Here is a 17693-nt window from a genome sequence, read left to right on the forward strand (position 1 = left end):
ATATAGGTAGCCCGATGGGAATTGTGAAAATCTCTGATTTAATGCACGAGAACCTGCGCATTGCTAGCACCTCGCTGAGTCGTTCGATCAATGCGCAAGCCGAACATTGGATGAAAATCGGCATGCTGGCTGAGATCTATCCTGCGCTCAATCACCAAGAGCTCACACGCTTGCTGATGCGTGTTGAACGCGACAGCGGCACAGATTTAGCCCAACTGATTGACCATCCCCTCTTTACCTCGCAGGGAATCGCGTAATGACTATCAAATTACACACCGCTGAAGAGATCGAACTGGCGCGCGCCGCCGGACACGCCGCTGCTAAAGTGCTGGAAATCATCACGCCGTACGTCAAACCAGGCGTCACCACTGATGAACTGGACGCGATTTGCCACGATTACGTGGTCAATGAGCTGAAAGTGATCCCAGCCAATATTGGCTATCACGGCTACAGCAAAACCACCTGTACTTCAGTGAATCACGTGGTGTGTCACGGCATTCCAGGCGAGAAAAAGCTTAAAGATGGCGACATCGTGAATATCGACGTCGGCATCATTAAAGACGGTTGGTTTGGCGATACCAGCCGCATGTATTACGTCGGGCAACCGTCGGTGCGGGCGAAGCGTTTGGTGGACATCACTTACGAATCGATGGTGGCGGGCATCAAAGTGGTGAAACCCGGCGCAACCTTGGGTGATATTGGCGCAGCCATTCAGCAAGTCGCCGAGAAAGCCGGTTTCTCGGTGGTGCGTGACTATTGTGGTCACGGCGTTGGCGAGATCTATCACGGCGATCCGCAGATTCTGCACTACGGCACACCGGGAACCGGTCTGGCGCTGCAAGCTGGGATGATCTTCACCATCGAACCGATGATCAACGCCGGCAAAGCCGGGACTAGCGTGCTGTCAGATGGCTGGACGGTGGTGACAAAGGATCGTTCGCTGTCGGCACAATGGGAACATACCATTGCGGTGACCGAAACCGGTTTTGACCTGCTGACACCGTGGCCGGAAGGCACCGGTGATTATCCCGCTATTTGATTAGTTTCACCGGCCGCCAGCAATGGCGGCTATTCAAATAAATCTTATCTCGTTTTAAAATAAGCGAAGCGTTAATTTAACCGCGCAGCGAAGAATAATTAAACTTAGCAAAGCCATTTCAGCAATCAACTATTCATCCCAACAAAGCCAATTTGGCTTAAATGGCACCACCCTGCCGCTTCGCTTATTTAACCGTCTTTTAATGAATTTAAAGAAATAACTGGAAGTTAGGATAGTAAACTTCTTAAAATTAATTCTTAAGATTAATCCAGGCTTGAATCCACAAAAAACATCACTACATTTATTTTGCATCACGTTGGTATTAAAAAAAGAGGAGAACCAATGACGGACGCTAAGAAGCAACCCGATGAAGAAGAACAAAAGACGCAGCGTCGTGGTGGCTCGGGCAATTTTGCCGAGAATAAAGAACGCGCCGCCGAGGCTGGACGCAAGGGCGGGCAGGCCAGCGGCGGCAACTTCAAAAACGACCCAGAGCGTGCCATTGAAGCTGGAAGAAAAGGAGGAAAAATCAGTAAGCGCAAATAGCATTTACTGAGAAGAAACCTCTTTTAGCGAAATCTCATTTTAAACTGCACTCTCCTGACGTTGTATTTACGCTTCGCTTATTCGCGTATTTAATGACGTCAAGAGAGTTATTTACGTTGTGAAATCACATTATTGATCATTTCTTGATCAAATCAGTGCTATTTACCGCTTCGCTTATCGATGTTTTTACCCTTCGCTTATTAATCCGAAAATTACATTTTCACACTAATAATTCATTGGGTGATTAAGGGTATATTTGTACGCGAAGATTTGGGTTGTACATCTTTAGATGGGTATTCTGCGGTTTTGTAGGGTCGCCATTATTGGCGACCGTTTTATATCCTCTAATTTAATGCGCAGCCATTTGCGGCGGTTGCTTCAATGCGGCACGCGCTTGCGCCACCTGTTCCGCACTCACCGCGCCTGCGGCGTTGCCCCAACTGTTGCGCAAATAAGTGGCGGTCGCCGCAATCTGTTGATCCGACAACTTCCAGGCAAACGCCGGCATTGCTCCGCTGGTAGGATTGCCAACCGTCACCGCACCGCGTCCACCTTGCAGCATCGTGGTGATGATTGAGGAGCTGTCTGCAGCCAACAATCCCGGATTCCCCGCCAGACTCGCCGCCAAATTGGGAATGCCTTTGCCATCGCTGTTGTGGCAGGCGGTACAGTTGGCGGAATAGACATTTGCACCCATTTTCATTTGCGCGTTATCCGCCGCGATAGGTTGTGGCCGCACCGTTTCTGAAGCAGGAACGTGCTTGAGATACACCGCAATCGCCTTGAGATCATCATCGGTTAAATGCTGCGTCGAGTTGGTTACCGCTTCCGCCATCGGGCCGGACGCCACCGCCACATGGTTGCTACCCAGCTTCAGGTAGTCCACCACTTGCTGCTCAGACCAACCGCCAATGCCGGTGTAACTGTTCGGCGTGATATCCGGCGCGTGCCACTCGCCTAAATTACTGCCCTGCAAATATTCGCTGCTATCGCCACCGATAATGTTTTTAGCGGTATGACAAGCGGCGCAGTGCTCCGGGCCTTCAACCAGATACGCGCCGCGATTCCACGCCGCCGATTGGTTTGGATCGCTCTGGAAGCCGCTATTTTTAAAGAACAGCAGGTTCCAGCCCATCATCGCCAGACGAATGTTGTACGGGAAGCCGAGGTGGGTTTCCGGCACCTGATAATGGATGGGTTTCACTGAGCGCATGAACATCCACAGATCATGCATATCCTGATCGGTCAGCTTAACGTACGCGTTATACGGCATCGCCGGATAGAGATGCTCGCCCTGCTTGCCTTTGCCGTGACGCACCGCGCGGAAGAAATCGTGCTCGGTCCAACTGCCAATGCCGGTTTCGATATCCGGCGTGATGTTGCTGGCGTAGATGCCGCCGAACGGCGTGCTAATCGAATAGCCCCCCGCCAGCGGCAATTTGCTTTCCGGCATGGTATGGCAAGCGGTGCAGTCGCTGGCAATCGCCACGTAACGGCCTCGTTCTACTGCTGCGGCATCGGCGGCGCTGGGTGGCTGGCTGGTTAGCACATCGTTGCTCGCCACGTTATCGGCGGAAGTATCACCGTTGCTCCATAACAAGCCCGCGACAACCGCAGCGGCAATCACGGCAACGCCAGCAATAAGTTTGGTCTTTTTCATCTCACACCTTCACCAACGGACCTGGATTCTTCAGGTACTGTTCGATAATGGCTTTCGCCGTCCACAAACTCAGCGCCCCAATGGTGCCTGTCGGGTTGTACCCGGCGTTGTTGGGGAACGAAGACGCGCCCAGCACAAACACGTTGTGCGTGTCCCAACACTGCTGATAACGGTTGAGCACCGAGGTTTTCGGATCGCTGCCCATTACCGCCCCACCAATGGTGTGATCGCTGGCGAAGTTGTAAGGCGAATAGGCGCCGGATGCCGAGTTCGTGCCGAGCACCAACTCCGCACCCATCGCTTTGCCAATCTCGACGCTCTTCTCTTCGATAAATTTGGCCGAACGACGATCGTTATCGTTGTAATCAAAGGTGACGCGCAGCAACGGATTGCCGTTGTCATCTTTATATTCCGGGTCGAGATCGAGGTAGTAATCTTCGTGTGAGAAGCTGGTGCCCTGGCCGAAAATGAAGGTGGCGTTCTGAAACGCGTGGGTATAGGCCTTTTTCCACTCCTTTCCCCAGCGCGGTGTGCCTGGCGGCAACGCATCGGCATTACCGATTGGACGCGCGCCGCGTGCCACTACCAAGATGCCCGCGCCGCCGATAAAGCCGAGCCCAGTGTGATCAAAGTTGTCGCCGTTCCAGTCATCCACTTGCGAGGAGAGCGCACCGGCACCGATATATTGGTTGAGGTTTTCATCTTTGAAGTACAACGCCGCGCCGGATACGGTTTGGAAACTGTACGCGCGCCCAACCACGCCGGTTTTACTTACCGGATCGTAAGGCACACCAATTTTCGACAGCAGCAGCAAGCGGACGTTTTGCATCTGAAACGCCGACAGAATCACGATATCCGCCGGTTGCACCCACTCTTTTTTGTTCTTATCGAGATAGGTCACGCCGGTAGCGGTTTTGCCATCTTCTGCTTTATTGACCCGCACCACCGCCGAATCAGTCAGCACGGTGAAGTTTTCACGCTGTATCAGCGCCGGGATGACGCAGGCATTCGGGCTGGATTTGGAGAAGTTGCCGCAGCCGTAATAGAGGCAATAGCCGCAGTAGGTACACGGCCCCATGCGCACGCCAAGCGGATTGACGTAAGCACGCGACGCTTGCCCGGCGGGCACCATAAACGGATTGAGGCCAATTTTCTTTGCCCCTTCGGCGAAGATATCGGTTAGGCGCATGCTTTCCAGCGGCGGCAGCGGATACTCGCTGCTGCGATTACCTTCAAACGGATTGCCGTCCGGGATCACTTCACCGTTAAGCTTGCCGGCTTTGCCCGACACGCCCGCAATCTTCTCGAAACGATCGTAAAACGGTTCCAGCTCATCGTAAGTCACGCCCCAATCTTGCAGGATCACCCCTTTGGCAATTTGCGATTTGCCGTAGCGCTGCACCGTTTGGCTATACGGTTCGAAATCGAACGGCGTAAAGCGCCACGCCATGCCCGCCCAGTGCGTGCCCGATCCGCCGACGTTGTAACCTAATTCATTCAGGTTCCATTCGCGGCTCGGCAGCGCGGTTTGCGTGCGGTTATTACGAAAAGTGGTGGTTTCAATGGCGGGCGGCAGCAACATGCTACGGCGCGTATCCCAACGCAGTTCATCGGTATCGACCGAGGGCGGAAAATCTGTCGCGGTTTCAAACCATGGGCCACGTTCAATGGCAACGACATTCAAACCGGCGCGGGTCAACTCTTCAGCGATCAAAGAGCCACACCAACCCAGACCGACGATGGCGACATCAGCTTTTGGACGGACGTTATTCATGTTGTGATTGCTCAGCTTAGGCGAAATTAAAGGGTGTTATCAATCAGGCTGGTGGGGATGATGTTGAGCTTCTGCCCTTTTTTCGGCAGCAGGTCGCGGAAATCGTAACGCGCGCCTGGGAAGCCAATCATCTTCCAACTGGTCATGTCTTTGTTACCGCCGTATATCGGATCGGCAAGGAAGCCTTCGCGCACGTTTTGCAGCAACAGTTCGAAGAACACCTTGGTTTCAACCTGCTCTCCGAGATTCAGGGTGTTTTTTTCCATCGCGGTCAGAACCTGATCCTGCTGCTCGCCGCTTAATGCGAGGAAATCTTTGCCATAGTGCTGCTGCATGGCGTGATCCAAAGCGGCAATGCCCAATCGATAGCGTTGCGCGGGCGTCAGCGGTGATTGCGGACCTTGCTCCGACGTGCCTTTAACGAATTTACCCAAGCGATACACCGCCACCGCGTTGCCATAATCACCGGCTAGCTGGCGATCGATAAAGATGGCACAACCGGCTTCTTTGCCACTCAAGCTGGTTTCATCTGCGGGAATAAAGCGTTCGGCGATAGCGCCAACGGTGTCGAATTCGTGTTGCGTGAGATACTGCAAACCCCCTTTGCGCGGTGGCGCGGGTGGCGTTTGAATTTTGCCGGGTTCCCAGGGTTGCCCACCGTTCACCACTTCTGCCTGAGTCAGCGTGGAGATCGTTGAAGCCACTCCCAGCGCGGTGATGGAAGTGAGAAATTCTCTGCGTTTCATATTTTCCCTGCCAATGAATTTTCACATTGCAAGCCAGGCCAAATTACAGACGTGATTGTGCCTGGCGATTAATTAGCCATATCAATAAATAGTTTGGTTAAATTTCGATCACGCCCTGTGGGCTTTTATATTACTCAGACAAACTGCGAGGTAAGGTTTTTACATATTGAATCAATGAATTAAACAAATATTAACAACGTCGCAAAGAATAAAACCTCTCCCTGCGCTTTAAAAGGTTTTTGTTGATGGTTTCCCATCATTGATTATTTCGTGCCGTCCGACGCATCGCGGTAAACTACGGTTTCTTGTTGCAACCATTTAATTTGGTCACCATAAATGGCGGCCCTACAAAACCATTTCAGGAATGAAAATAACAATGAAAAAACTCACCCTGATTAAAGTGGCCGAGTTAGCGGGCGTGGGTATCGCCACGGTGGATCGCGTGCTGAATGAACGCGGCGGCGTGCGGCCCGAAACCGTGCGCAAAGTGCTGCGTGCTGCACGTCAGGCGGGTTTGCAGCGCCTGCTGCCCGATGATTCACAACATCCGTGGCAAATAGAAGTGTTTTTAAGCAGCAACGGCACCTGGTTTTTTCAGCAAATGGCTGATGAGTTCGCACAAATTGCCGATCGTTTGGGCTATCGCAAAATAAAATTATTTCGCACTTTGGTGAATGAAAACCCACCAGAGAAATTGGCGGAAAAGATTAAAAGAAGTAGTGAATTGCGCGACGGGATAATTGTCTATGGTCACGATTATCCTTTAATTCATGACGCGTTATTATATTGCCATGAAAAAGGCATTCCGGTGATCACGCTGGTTTCAGACTTACCCGGCGCGCAACGTTTTTGTCATGTCGGCATTAATCAATATCAGGCAGGACGCACCGCAGGTTTATTAATGAGCCAAACCATGAAAACGCCGGGTGATGTGATCATGGTGAGTGGCCGTTTTGATTTCAGCGCCCACATTCAACGTATTTCCGGTTTTCGTGATGCCATCACCCAACGCGCTCCCTGGTTGCGCTTGCGCGAAGTATTAGCCGGAGAAGATGAACGCCATAAAATACGCTTGTTGCTGAAGAAAACATTCCTGCAATCTGACAACGTAGTTGGCCTGTATAATTCAGGCGATAATAACAGCGACATCAGCGCCTTATTACAACAGCATCCGATTCACGATTGCTGCTATATCACTCATGAATTGTACGACGTTACACGCAAATTACTTCAAAATGGCGTGCTGGCGTATACGTTGGATCAAAACGCACGCCAGCATGCATTGTTGTCGACGGAATTGCTGATACGCCATTTAGAACACGGCTTCCAGCCCGATCTCTATCTGGATGGGCGCGTAGAATTGCGGATTGTGACGGCGGAGAATATGGATTGAGGCTTGCCGGTGCGCAGCTGAAGTCAGGCCAACAAGCGTCGCTGATTAAACGCCTTGCGCCATTTGGTCGGCGAGGTGTTCAGTCGCTGCCTAAAATGATGGCGCAAGGTTTCCGCTGATCCAAATCCCGCTTGCTCAGCAATCAAATCAATACTTTGTGTGCCACTTTCCAATAACGTACAGGCCTTTTCGATGCGCACACTCAGCATCCATTCGCCGGGTGACGTACCCGTAGCATCCTGAAAACGACGTAAAAAGGTGCGGCGACTCATTCCCGCGCGCCTGGCAAGCTGATCAATCAGCAACGGCGTGTTGAGATGGGTGCGCAAATCATCAAGCAGCGGAGCCAGGCTTTGTGCCTGATGCTGCGGCACCGGTTGCTGAATCAACTGTGCTTGATTCCCTTCACGCAATGGTGGCGTCACCATGCGGCGCGCGGTGCGGTTTGCCACCTCGATGCCATAATCGCGCCGGATCAAATGCAGACATAAATCGACGCCCGCTGCGCCACCAGCTGAGGTGATGATGCTGCCTTCATCAACATAAATCATGCCATGCTCAACCTGCACTTGCGGGAAACGTTGCGCCAGAATATCGGTGCTATTCCAGTGCGCAGTCGCACGTTTGCCATCCAGTAATCCAGTTTCAGCGAGTACAAAACTGCCCGCACAAATCGACATGATACGCGAGCCGTTACGGTGGGCTTGTTGTAATGCCGCGATCAAACGTGGCGAAGCTGATTCGTGCACGCTGCGCCAGCCGGGAATCACAATGGTGCCCGCATCCTTAAGCAGTTCAAACCCGCCATCCACCACCAGCCGCACGCCGCCCTGCGCGCCAAACACACCTTCCTCTACCGACGCAACACGCAAATCATATAAAGGCGTGCCTAAAACTTCATCGACGCGGCCAAAGGCTTCAACCGCGATACCAAACTCAAAGGTACACAGGCATTCGTAGGCGAGCAGCACCAATCGGCGGTTGTTAGGCGGTAAAGGTCGGGCATTCAGCGGAGAGGCGATGTGCATTTAAGCGTTACCGGTCAATTTGGCATGATCTTGACGATATATGGCATGCGTCGCGATTTCCAGGGCAATAACAATCTTTCATGCTGAATCACTCTTAGGTTCACAGGGATTGAAGATGAAAAACACCTTGGCGCTACTCGCCGTATGCCTCGCGGCTTTAATGTCCGGTCTGGAAATTTCCAGCGTGCCGGTAATCCTGCCGGTTTTGGAGCACCAGATGCAGGCCAGCTTTAGGGAATTACAATGGATCATGAATGCCTATACGCTTGCCTGCACCGCAGTATTAATGGCAACTGGAACCTTGGCCGATGTGTATGGCCGCAAACGCATCTTCCTCATCAGCATTGCCGCGTTTGGTGTGACATCAGTGATGTGTGGATTCAGGAAATCCAAACTGGTTGATTATCGGACGCCTGTTGCAAGGCTTAAGCGGTGGCGCGATGTTAACGTGCTTGATTGCCATTCTCTCCTTCCAGTTTCCCAATGGTAAACCGCGCAGCCGCGCATTTGCCGCCTGGGGCATCACCTTTGGTTTTGGCCTCGGATTCGGCCCGATCATTGGCGGTGTGCTGGTTGCCTGGTTGAGCTGGCACTGGGTGTTTCTGGTGCACGGTTTTATCGCCTTACTGACATTCATGCTGGCGCTGAACAACGTGGTCGAATCGCGCGACAGCGAAGCAAAGCGCCTGGAACTGGGCGGCTTGATCACCCTTTCACTGAGCGTGGTCGGCACCACCTATCTCATCACGCAAGGCAGCAGCCTGGGTTGGAACAGCATTGCAGCGCGGATAATCATGTTGATTACGCTGGTCAGCGCGCTGCTGTTTATCCGCATTGAGCAACGCCATCCACACCCGATGTTCGATTTCTCGGTATTTCGAATTCGCCGCTTTTCGGGTGCGTTGATGGGTTCGATTGGCATGAATTTTAGCTTTTGGCCGTTGATCATTTACCTGCCGATCTATTATCAAACTGGTTTGGGCTACAGCAGCATGGCAACCGGCTTGGCGCTGTTGACTTACACTTTGCCCACCTTATTGATGCCGCCGATCGGTGAAAAACTGGTGGTGCGATTTGGCGCAGCGCGCATTATTCCAATCGGGTTAGCCGCCATTGGTGCGGGTTTTTTATTGATGAACCTGGCGGTGATGTATCAGATGAGTTTACTGCCCGGCGCATTATTAGCGGGCATGGCGCTGGGATTAACCAATACGCCAGTCACCAACACCACAACCGGCTCGGTAGCCAGTAATCGCGTGGGCTTGGCATCGGGGATTGATATCAGCGCGCGGCTGATTACCCTCGCGATCAATATTGCTTTGATGGGTAGCCTGTTAGTGGCGGGCATTGCGGCAAGTCTGCAATCGTTATTGCCAGCGGCGAGTGATGTGGCCGATTTGGCAGAGCGCATCGCTGGCGGCGGCGTTGTTTCGCTGCCACATGAAACGGTGGCCCAAGCGATCAGCGCCGGATTTTCCGCCATTCTGTGGTATGGCAACGTAGGGGTTTGGGGATTAGCGCTGGCGAGTTATCTGCTGTTCAACGTTAAGGCTCAATCTGCCGATCCCGATTTTAACAATAAAGAGTGTGCGTCTTGAGTTACGCATTCACCCATTTGGCGCTGGCAAGCTTTCCGTCGGTGCGATAACGCAACATCGCTCGTTGATTACCTTCACGTGCCAGCTGACACCAATCCAGCAAATGAGCCTTAAACAGCAGCACACCAAAGTTCGCTTGGCCGTCGTTAGTCGCTTTCACATCATTAATCACATCACTTCCCGGCGCAGCAACGGCATAGGTTTGCTGCGTGCGGGAAGATAATTTATCCCACGCGGTTTGAGCGGTTTCGCTGCTTGCGTGGTACAACGCAATCGAACCCTGAAGCCGAAGTTGCAACCGCGTTTGCGGGCAGTAACCCAGCACCGTGGCATGCGGATTGTTGCTAAGTTCACGCCATTTCGGGCTGCGAATGTCAGTGTGAAATTCAAGCACGCGCTCAAGCGGATCAACGCCACGCAGCACCACGGTTCTGATCTGCGGCAAACCTCGCTCATCCACCGAACCCAGCGTTAAAAAATGGAAACCGGCATCGGCGTGATGCGCTGCATTTTGCAATTCTTGCCAGCAATCACGTTCAATATCGTTAAGATTCACTCGCATCACAGAATTTGCTCGCTCAAGGTTAATTACGATGGCGCTCCACCAGCGTGATGATCAGCGACTGGAGTTCGGTTAATCCTTGCTGCTGGCTGATGTCTTCACACACTACCGCGTTGGATATGGCATCGGCGGCGCCCAAAATGCCCCACATGCTGGGTTGCGGCAAGGTGGCTTCAGCAAACCAGCCGCGAAACTTTTCGATGAAATCGAGCTGATATTTACGCTTCACGTCCGCCAGTTCGGGCGTGCTGTCCAATGCTGATAGCACATCCGGAATTTCGCGCCCTTGCGTCAGCACGCAATCGACATAGCTCGACGCCACCACCTTGGCGCGATCGGCCAAACTGCGGCCCGCGGCCTGCATCGCCGCCACGATAATCGCGTTCTGACGCTGGTCAAAATCTTCATACAACGCCGCGAGCAATCCGTGACGCGTACCAAAATGATCGTAGGCCACCGGTTTGCTCACGCCCGCCTCTTCCGCCACGCGGCCCAGCGTCAACGCATCGCTGCCCTGCTCGCGTACCAGATTCCATGCCACGCCTATCAATTGCTGGCGGCGTGCTTGATGCGTCATACGCTGACGAGTCGGTTGATTCATCTCTAATCCTTGGCGTGAAACAGTGTGTGTCCCAATTGATGTGCCAGAGTGTAATGCGCGTCGGGATAATGGTCATCGCTCGGCAACAGTAATTCGCTGGTTATTACTGGCGCACCACAATAGCCAAAAATACCTTCATCAATTTGCTTGCGCATGCTGCTGAAGTAGCCGCGACGCACATAAGTGCGCTGGCTCGCCGCGCCAATTGCCAACAAATGCACCTGCAATCTGCCAAGTTTTTTCTCCACCCTTTCGCCATCATCAAGGTAGGCCCATCCCTGCGTGAACACGCGATCAATCCAGCCTTTGAGTTGTGCCGGGAAGGACCACCAATAGATCGGATAAACCAGTATCAACGCATCGGCGCGATCCAAACGCTGCTGTTCCGCCAACACATCGGCTGGAGATGGCGCAGCGCTTTTGAACTGCTCGAAATCGGCCTGATTAAACCGTGGATCAAACTGTTCCGCCGCCAAATCGGCGATTTCATAGGTATGCGAGCCGTGCGTCGCAATGCCTTGCGCCACCTGTGAAACGATTTTCTGAGTATACGAGTTGGGATCGGGATGAGCTGTAACAATCAGCGCGTGCATAGTGATGACCTCCGCAATGAATAAGTTACTAGTAGTAAATTACTAGTGGTAGGTTGTCAATTTTTATCGTGCCTCCAATTATTGATATTTTAATTAACATAAATGTCATTTAAATAAGAACCCCATTGAATATAAAGATGTCTTTCTAAATATAGAAACCCGCAAACTCCAATTAATTTAACATTAATAAATCACATGGCGTTTTTATATTATTTACAACCGAGACGCGGCTTGGATGATTTCACAAAGATATCGAATAGCATGAGGATGCATTTAATTTAACATGGAAGACCAAATGAATAATTCAAACACCACCAACTCATTGCTATCCAGTAAAACAGCCAAGATAGCTCCAGTTACTATTGCCACAGCAGAAGATAATGTTAAAAATCACCAATTCCTTGGCAATGGACGAGGATCTATGGACGACTCACGTCCAACCTTTTACGGTATGGCCGGTGCAGGCGAAATTGTCACCTTATATGCGGGATCAGAGGTGCTTGGTTCAGTTCAAGCCAATGCCCGTGGTGAATGGTTCCTGGAAATTATTAAAGATTTGCCAGCAGGTAGCAATAACATCGTCGCCAAAACTGAGCAGTCTCAAAGTGCAGAGTTTGTAGTAAACATTGAGGCTTCTGCGATTCCAGTTACTCTGGAAGTGCGTGATGCGCAGAGTGGTGAGCGAGTGGATAATGGCAGCGAGCTAACCGCGATGCCAACATTGTCTGGCACTGCGGCGCCAAATGCCACGGTTGAAATTGCCATTAATACCGGTAAAGAGACGATGTATGCGCGTGTGGTAGCGGATGAAAATGGCGATTGGTCATATTATCCAGAGACTCTCCCCGTTGATCATATTTTAAATACACCACTTGAAATCAGTGTTTCCAGTGGCGATGCCAGTTCTTCAATTATAAATGTCGTTGTCGTTCCATCTGACAACACGCAACCGCCGGTTGAGCAACCATTGCCACTTGCCATTAGCCATGCATGGGACTCATTAAATGAGGAGTCAGTGCTGAGTGGTGGTACGGTTAAAAACACGCCTATACTTGTTGGTACCGCAGAACCTTTTGCTAAAATACAATTGCTTTTTAAGCTTCCAGGAAATGATGTTACTGGAGGGATGATTATTGATTTCGTTAATGCTGATGCAAATGGAAAGTGGCAATCAAATCCATTACCGCAGAGTTTTACAGAGAGTGATTTACTTTTTTATGTTTATTCTAATGGTGAATACAGTGCTCATTTCCCACTTAAAATCGACATTACTTCCGAGAACCCATCAATCCCTGTAATCGACACGGCCTATGATTATGCTTTTGACCAATCAGTAGAAAGTGGTGGCACGGTTAAATTTCATCCTAATTTCAAAGGCACGGCAGAACCGTTTGCTTCCGTTGAAATCATGGTCACTTTCCCTGGCGATTACCCTGTAGGCATGATTTTAGAAACCGTTACGGCAGACGCCAATGGAAACTGGCAGTCGACACAAAGAATTCCTTCAGAATTTATTAACCGTGACGTTGAAATTTATGCCAAATCAGGCAATTTGGTCAGTCCAGCATTCCAAATTAAAATGTCACCTAATTATGAATACCCTATTAAAGAAGTTGTTCCTGTAGAAGGTGAAACGCCTCCTCTTGCTATCGTCACTGCAAGGGATTATTGGTATCAAAAGGAAGTAACAAGCGGTGGTACAGTTAAGATCCCTCCAGTGTTTTACGGAACCGCTGAACCTTTTGCCGTCGTCACACTTCTTTTCACCGCTCCTGGTGCCTATCCTACAGCTTTAATACTCGACACCGTTAAGGCTGACGCACACGGTAACTGGCGTTCGAATAATTTACTGCCAAAAAGTTATAAAAACAAAGAATTAGAGATTTATGCTCTGACTGGAGATCAGGTCTCTGAGGCATTCCCAATCAAGATCGATATCAATTATGAGTATCCCGTTGAACCGACCGAGCCTGCAGAACCCGTAGAACCTGCAGAACCTGCAGAACCTGCAGAACCTGCAGAACCTGCAGAACCTGCAGAACCTGTAGAACCTGTAGAACCGGTAGAACCGGCAGAACCTGTAGAACCTGCAGAACCTGCAGAACCTGCAGAACCTGCAGAACCTGCAGAACCTGTAGAACCAGAAGAACCTGCAGAAGGTGAAACGCCCCCTCTTGCTGTTGTCACTGCATGGGATTATCGACATCAACAGGAAGTAACAAGCGGCGGCACAGTTAAACATCCTCCTTTGTTCTCTGGAACCGCCGAACCGTTTGCCACGGTTAAACTTATTTTTACCTACCCTGGCGGATATCCTAGCGGCCTTATCCTTGACACCGTTCAGGCCGACGAAAACGGAAACTGGCATTCAACGAAGTTGCTGCCTGCCAGCTATACCGATCGTGAAGTAGAGATTTACGCAAAAACCGGTGAACTGGTCAGCGCACCATTCCCAATTAAGATCGATATCAATTATGAATATCCAGTAGATCCTGTTGAACCTACAGAACCTTCAGAACCTTCAGAACCTTCAGAACCTGTTGAGATTGTTGAACCTACAAACCCTGAAGTACCTGTTGTTCCAGTCTTCATTGATTCTGCCTTTGATAACGTCGGATCTCATGAATGGTTGATGAACGGTATCGGCAATACGGATGATGCAAACCCAACATTCTCTGGCCGCGCCGGTGAAGGCCAACTCGTCACCTTGTACAGTGGTGAAAAAATTCTGGGTAGCGTGATCGCTGATAGCAATGGGCTCTGGTCTTTAGAAATTCCAGTGTCACTGGAGAGCGGATGGCACATGATTTCTGCCAGAACCAGCAACAGCGAGAGCATGGTTTTCAGGATTAATGTCGAGCTCCCTCAAGATGTTGCAGTGACCATTTCGTCTGTTAAGGATAACGTCGGCGAACCGCAATACCTGTTAAATGGTATTGGCAGCACTGACGATGCGAACCCGACCTTCTCCGGTCGCGCTGGTGCGCTCCAGCTTGTCACGTTGTACAGCGGCGACAAAGTATTGGGCAGCGTAACTGCGGATGCTTCTGGTAATTGGTCACTTGAAATCCCGGTGGCACTCACTAATGGTCGTCATCAGGTGGTGGCAAAAACAGCAACGCAACAAAGTAGTGGCTTTGCTATCCACGTTCAAACCGCTGAGGATATGCCGGTCACCATTGCCTCCGTAAAAGATAACGTCGGCGAACCGCAATTCCTGATGAACGGCATTGGCAGCACCGATGATGCGAACCCAACCTTCGCTGGTCGCGCTGGCGCACTCCAACTTATTGGCAGCACCGATGATGCGAACCCAACCTTCGCTGGTCGCGCTGGCGCACTCCAACTTGTCACGCTGTACAGCGGCGACAAAGTGTTAGGTAGCGTAACCGCGGACGCTTCAGGCTATTGGTCTCTGGAGATCCCAGTAGCACTGGAAAATGGGCACCATCGCGTGGTGGCGAAAACAGCAACTAAAACCAGCGGCGCCTTTGCTATCAATGTTCAGGCTGAGCAGGATGTCCCAGTAACCATCAGTACCGTGTTTGATAATGTGGGTGAGCAAGGATTTTTATTCAGTGGCGCAGGCAGCACCGACGATGCCAACCCAACCTTTACCGGACAAGCAGCTGCAGGAGCAATTGTTACGCTGTTTAGCGGTGACAAAATCCTGGGAAGCGTCAAAGCAGATGGCGCTGGCAACTGGAGCCTGGAAATTCCTGTCGAGTTGAACCCTGGCGCTAACCTTGTAATTGCAAAAACTGCCTCGCAGCAAAGTGAAGGCTTTGTAATTAATCTCAACTTGCCTCAAAACACGCCTGTCACCATTGAAGTGGCGTATGACAACGTTGGCGAACACATGTGGTTGTTTGGGCGCAATATCATCACCGATGATGCGCATCCGACGTTCTATGGCACCGCAGGCCGAGGCGAGCTGGTTACGCTCTATAGCGGTAATGTGGTTTTGGGCAGCGTTATTGCCGATAACAATGGAAATTGGTCGCTGGAGATCACGACTGCGCTAGCCAATGGTCGCAATGATGTCGTGGCTAAAACCGCCTCTCAAGAAAGTAATGCTTTCGAACTGTCTCTCATCATCCCAGAACAAGAACCGCTGAGCATCGACATTGCTTTGGATAATGTTGATAGGCCGGAATGGGTAAGTAATGGCAGCGGTGTCATTGATGATGCAAATCCAACCTTCTTTGGCAAAGCTTCAGCTTATCAGACCGTTGCGCTATACAGCGGTAGCCAGTTGTTGGGTAACGTCGTTGCTAACGGAGCCGGTGAATGGTCATTAGAAATTCCGATCGCGTTGAGTAATGGCCGGCATGAAATTATTGCTGTTACAGCAACCAAACGGAGTGAACCATTTGTTATCACCATTGAGGTAACCGACCCTGCAACGGTGCCGGTTGAAATCACCTATGTGCACGACATGTTTGCAAAAACGGATGCGTTACCGAGTGGAAATGGGGTCATTGATGATGCGAATCCGTTCTTTGGCGGTACGGCAGGACGTGGAGAATGGGTCACTATTTACCTTGGCGATCGTGCAGTTGGCAGCGTGCAGGCTAACGAAGCTGGAGTTTGGCGCATTCAAATTACCGAATCTTTGACTAGCGGTTCACATAGCATTGTTGCAAGAACCGCCAATCAGGAGAGCGCAGCATTCAGCGTGGAAGTCTTGCTGCCTCAGGATACGGCATTAGAGATTGAGTTGATGGCTGATCTCGAAGGCCTGCAACAGGCGATAAAAGATAATGGCGGTCGAATCGACGATCTTCGCCCAACACTGTATGGCTCAGCCGGCGCATTTGAGCTGGTCACGCTGTATGTTGATGGCGTTGCTATGGGCTTCACATTTGCAGACCACCGTGGCCAGTGGGAGATCCGTGTCGACCAGGATTTAACATTGGGTAACCACACATTACATGCCTCTACGCCGACTCAACAAAGCGCCGATTGGCAGTTTACTATCGTCACACCAGCGGAAGAGCCAGTAACGATTCATACCGCCGGTGTAAATGCCGATGATTTACGCGACGCAGAGTATCTGTCTTCGGGTGCATCCACCAGCGATAACGATCCAATCATTGTAGGCAGATCCGGTCCGAACCAGTTGGTGACACTCTATTCAGAAAGTAACTTGGTTCTGGGCAGTGTGGTTTCGGATGGCCAAGGCAACTGGGATATTAAAGTCGATCTCAGCCTCGGTGAACATCGCCTTACAGCTTCGACATCCGGTGCGGTTAGCGAGCCATTCATCATTACCATCACGCCTGCTGCGCGTGCGATGGAATTCTTGATCGATCTTCTACCTGAAGATATGCCAGCGCTGTTTGCTGAAGACGAGATGCTTTCTGATAACAAGCTACTCACCCTTGAAATCAGCGAATCAGACATGGCCGAGATTCCGTTTGACGTTCATGCGATGAGCATGGAATTTGTGCCTGCTGCGGCTAGCCTGCTTGATGACAACGCGTGGGAGCATAACTGAGGATAACTTTCTTCGTTAACGCCAAATTAAACCTTTTGTCGGTTTAAAATAAAACCAAGCCGCAATGAATTTCATTGCGGCTTTAACATTTACCTTTTCCGCTAACGCATTACCTATAAGAAATGGCTTTAGAAATGAATATCAAATTAATATCTCGAAAGTTGAAAATAGTTGTGTTGGCTGTGGTTTTGTCTGGATGTACTGTTCCTTCCCCACTAACAGAAAACAACCAAAACTGTAGTCCGCATGCTGGTTTTTCCAACGGCGTGAATGATGCCATGATGGGAAATCCTTTGAACGCTAACATCGGTGCTGACTGCCCACCAGGTCAATTGAATGCATTACGCAAATCCTACCAGGAAGGTTATTTACAGTGGTATGAAAAACCAAATGGCGAGATCAATACTCACAAAAAACCCAAGCCAAATATGGGTATCATTGTGGCGTCGATTAATGCCATAAAAAAACCGCAAAAGAAGAACAATGAGAAATATTATTGTGAAGTAAAAGCTTTTGGAAAAAAATATTATTCATTTGGCCGCACGGAGTTGGACGCAAGGATTAAAACACAGCTGTTTTGTCAGGAAGGCAATGGCGACAACTCTATATTTTGCCGTGACGATAAAATCTCATGCCAACTTAATAAGTAATAC

13 protein-coding genes and 1 pseudogene are annotated in these 17693 nt (G+C 50.6%); 7 read left to right on the top strand and 7 right to left on the bottom strand.

All coding sequences use genetic code 11. The features are described from left to right. Positions 1 to 14: 14 nt before the first annotated feature. From ABDW13_RS01315 to ABDW13_RS01325, 3 genes are all read left to right on the top strand, one after another. Positions 15 to 257, top strand: a complete 243-nt coding sequence (locus ABDW13_RS01315) for a ParD-like family protein (protein WP_343550570.1) — start codon at positions 15 to 17, stop codon at positions 255 to 257. Next, complete coding sequence (gene map, locus ABDW13_RS01320; RefSeq protein ID WP_343550571.1) at positions 257 to 1039, top strand: type I methionyl aminopeptidase; 783 nt, start codon at positions 257 to 259, stop codon at positions 1037 to 1039. The genes ABDW13_RS01315 and map overlap by 1 nt, the downstream gene beginning before the upstream one ends. Positions 1040 to 1381: 342 nt before the next feature. Next, on the top strand, positions 1382 to 1585 hold the full coding sequence (locus ABDW13_RS01325; protein ID WP_343550572.1) for a general stress protein: 204 nt from the start codon (positions 1382 to 1384) through the stop codon (positions 1583 to 1585). A 349-nt stretch (positions 1586 to 1934) separates the two neighbouring features. Here ABDW13_RS01325 and ABDW13_RS01330 read toward each other — a convergent pair whose 3' ends face one another. Genes ABDW13_RS01330 through ABDW13_RS01340 form a run of 3 tightly spaced genes read right to left on the bottom strand, consistent with a single transcriptional unit; the run spans position 1935 to position 5765 of the window. Continuing rightward, entirely contained in the window at positions 1935 to 3245 is a 1311-nt protein-coding gene (locus ABDW13_RS01330) for a c-type cytochrome (protein ID WP_343550573.1), read from the bottom strand. Between the two features lies 1 nt (position 3246). Beyond that, positions 3247 to 5019: a GMC family oxidoreductase gene (locus tag ABDW13_RS01335; protein WP_343550574.1), complete on the bottom strand. Its 1773-nt coding sequence runs from the start codon at positions 5017 to 5019 to the stop codon at positions 3247 to 3249. A 26-nt stretch (positions 5020 to 5045) separates the two neighbouring features. Further along, a complete protein-coding gene (locus ABDW13_RS01340; RefSeq protein WP_343550576.1) occupies positions 5046 to 5765 on the bottom strand; it encodes a gluconate 2-dehydrogenase subunit 3 family protein in 720 nt (239 codons plus the stop codon). A gap of 376 nt (positions 5766 to 6141) precedes the next feature. Between ABDW13_RS01340 and ABDW13_RS01345 the strand changes: the two genes are divergently transcribed. Next, positions 6142 to 7158 (top strand): LacI family DNA-binding transcriptional regulator, encoded by a 1017-nt coding sequence (locus tag ABDW13_RS01345; RefSeq protein ID WP_343550577.1) that lies wholly within the window; start codon positions 6142 to 6144, stop codon positions 7156 to 7158. Positions 7159 to 7181: 23 nt separating this feature from the next. Here ABDW13_RS01345 and ABDW13_RS01350 read toward each other — a convergent pair whose 3' ends face one another. Continuing rightward, positions 7182 to 8186 carry a helix-turn-helix domain-containing protein gene (locus ABDW13_RS01350; RefSeq protein ID WP_343550579.1) on the bottom strand — a complete coding sequence of 335 codons (1005 nt, stop codon included), beginning with the start codon at positions 8184 to 8186 and terminating at the stop codon, positions 7182 to 7184. Between the two features lie 115 nt (positions 8187 to 8301). Here ABDW13_RS01350 and ABDW13_RS01355 point away from each other — a divergent pair. Then, positions 8302 to 9784 (top strand): annotated as a pseudogene (locus ABDW13_RS01355) (MFS transporter). 1 nt (position 9785) lies between these two features. Here ABDW13_RS01355 and ABDW13_RS01360 read toward each other — a convergent pair. Genes ABDW13_RS01360 through ABDW13_RS01370 form a run of 3 tightly spaced genes read right to left on the bottom strand, consistent with a single transcriptional unit; the run spans position 9786 to position 11540 of the window. After that, positions 9786 to 10346, bottom strand: a complete 561-nt coding sequence (locus ABDW13_RS01360) for a pyridoxamine 5'-phosphate oxidase family protein (RefSeq protein WP_343550580.1) — start codon at positions 10344 to 10346, stop codon at positions 9786 to 9788. A 22-nt stretch (positions 10347 to 10368) separates the two neighbouring features. Then, a complete protein-coding gene (locus tag ABDW13_RS01365; protein WP_343550581.1) occupies positions 10369 to 10947 on the bottom strand; it encodes a TetR/AcrR family transcriptional regulator in 579 nt (192 codons plus the stop codon). A gap of 2 nt (positions 10948 to 10949) precedes the next feature. Then, positions 10950 to 11540 carry an NAD(P)H-dependent oxidoreductase gene (locus ABDW13_RS01370; RefSeq protein ID WP_343550582.1) on the bottom strand — a complete coding sequence of 197 codons (591 nt, stop codon included), beginning with the start codon at positions 11538 to 11540 and terminating at the stop codon, positions 10950 to 10952. A 295-nt stretch (positions 11541 to 11835) separates the two neighbouring features. Here ABDW13_RS01370 and ABDW13_RS01375 point away from each other — a divergent pair, with 295 nt between their 5' ends. Both ABDW13_RS01375 and ABDW13_RS01380 read left to right on the top strand, forming a co-directional pair. Beyond that, positions 11836 to 17040 carry an Ig-like domain-containing protein gene (locus ABDW13_RS01375; protein WP_343550583.1) on the top strand — a complete coding sequence of 1735 codons (5205 nt, stop codon included), beginning with the start codon at positions 11836 to 11838 and terminating at the stop codon, positions 17038 to 17040. A 134-nt stretch (positions 17041 to 17174) separates the two neighbouring features. Beyond that, positions 17175 to 17690: a hypothetical protein gene (locus ABDW13_RS01380; protein WP_343550585.1), complete on the top strand. Its 516-nt coding sequence runs from the start codon at positions 17175 to 17177 to the stop codon at positions 17688 to 17690. Positions 17691 to 17693: the final 3 nt, after the last annotated feature.

It is taken from the genome of Pantoea sp., from assembly GCF_039594315.1.
Lineage (GTDB): Bacteria > Pseudomonadota > Gammaproteobacteria > Enterobacterales > Enterobacteriaceae > Pantoea.

Bases quoted from the DNA above. Each gene is read 5' to 3' on its own strand.
- ABDW13_RS01315 (WP_343550570.1), top strand. From the start codon at position 15: ATGGGAATTGTGAAAATCTCTGATTTAATGCACGAGAACCTGCGCATT.
- map (WP_343550571.1), top strand. From the start codon at position 257: ATGACTATCAAATTACACACCGCTGAAGAGATCGAACTGGCGCGCGCC.
- ABDW13_RS01325 (WP_343550572.1), top strand. From the start codon at position 1,382: ATGACGGACGCTAAGAAGCAACCCGATGAAGAAGAACAAAAGACGCAG.
- ABDW13_RS01330 (WP_343550573.1), bottom strand. From the start codon at position 3,245: ATGAAAAAGACCAAACTTATTGCTGGCGTTGCCGTGATTGCCGCTGCG.
- ABDW13_RS01335 (WP_343550574.1), bottom strand. From the start codon at position 5,019: ATGAATAACGTCCGTCCAAAAGCTGATGTCGCCATCGTCGGTCTGGGT.
- ABDW13_RS01340 (WP_343550576.1), bottom strand. From the start codon at position 5,765: ATGAAACGCAGAGAATTTCTCACTTCCATCACCGCGCTGGGAGTGGCT.
- ABDW13_RS01345 (WP_343550577.1), top strand. From the start codon at position 6,142: ATGAAAAAACTCACCCTGATTAAAGTGGCCGAGTTAGCGGGCGTGGGT.
- ABDW13_RS01350 (WP_343550579.1), bottom strand. From the start codon at position 8,186: ATGCACATCGCCTCTCCGCTGAATGCCCGACCTTTACCGCCTAACAAC.
- ABDW13_RS01360 (WP_343550580.1), bottom strand. From the start codon at position 10,346: ATGCGAGTGAATCTTAACGATATTGAACGTGATTGCTGGCAAGAATTG.
- ABDW13_RS01365 (WP_343550581.1), bottom strand. From the start codon at position 10,947: ATGAATCAACCGACTCGTCAGCGTATGACGCATCAAGCACGCCGCCAG.
- ABDW13_RS01370 (WP_343550582.1), bottom strand. From the start codon at position 11,540: ATGCACGCGCTGATTGTTACAGCTCATCCCGATCCCAACTCGTATACT.
- ABDW13_RS01375 (WP_343550583.1), top strand. From the start codon at position 11,836: ATGAATAATTCAAACACCACCAACTCATTGCTATCCAGTAAAACAGCC.
- ABDW13_RS01380 (WP_343550585.1), top strand. From the start codon at position 17,175: ATGAATATCAAATTAATATCTCGAAAGTTGAAAATAGTTGTGTTGGCT.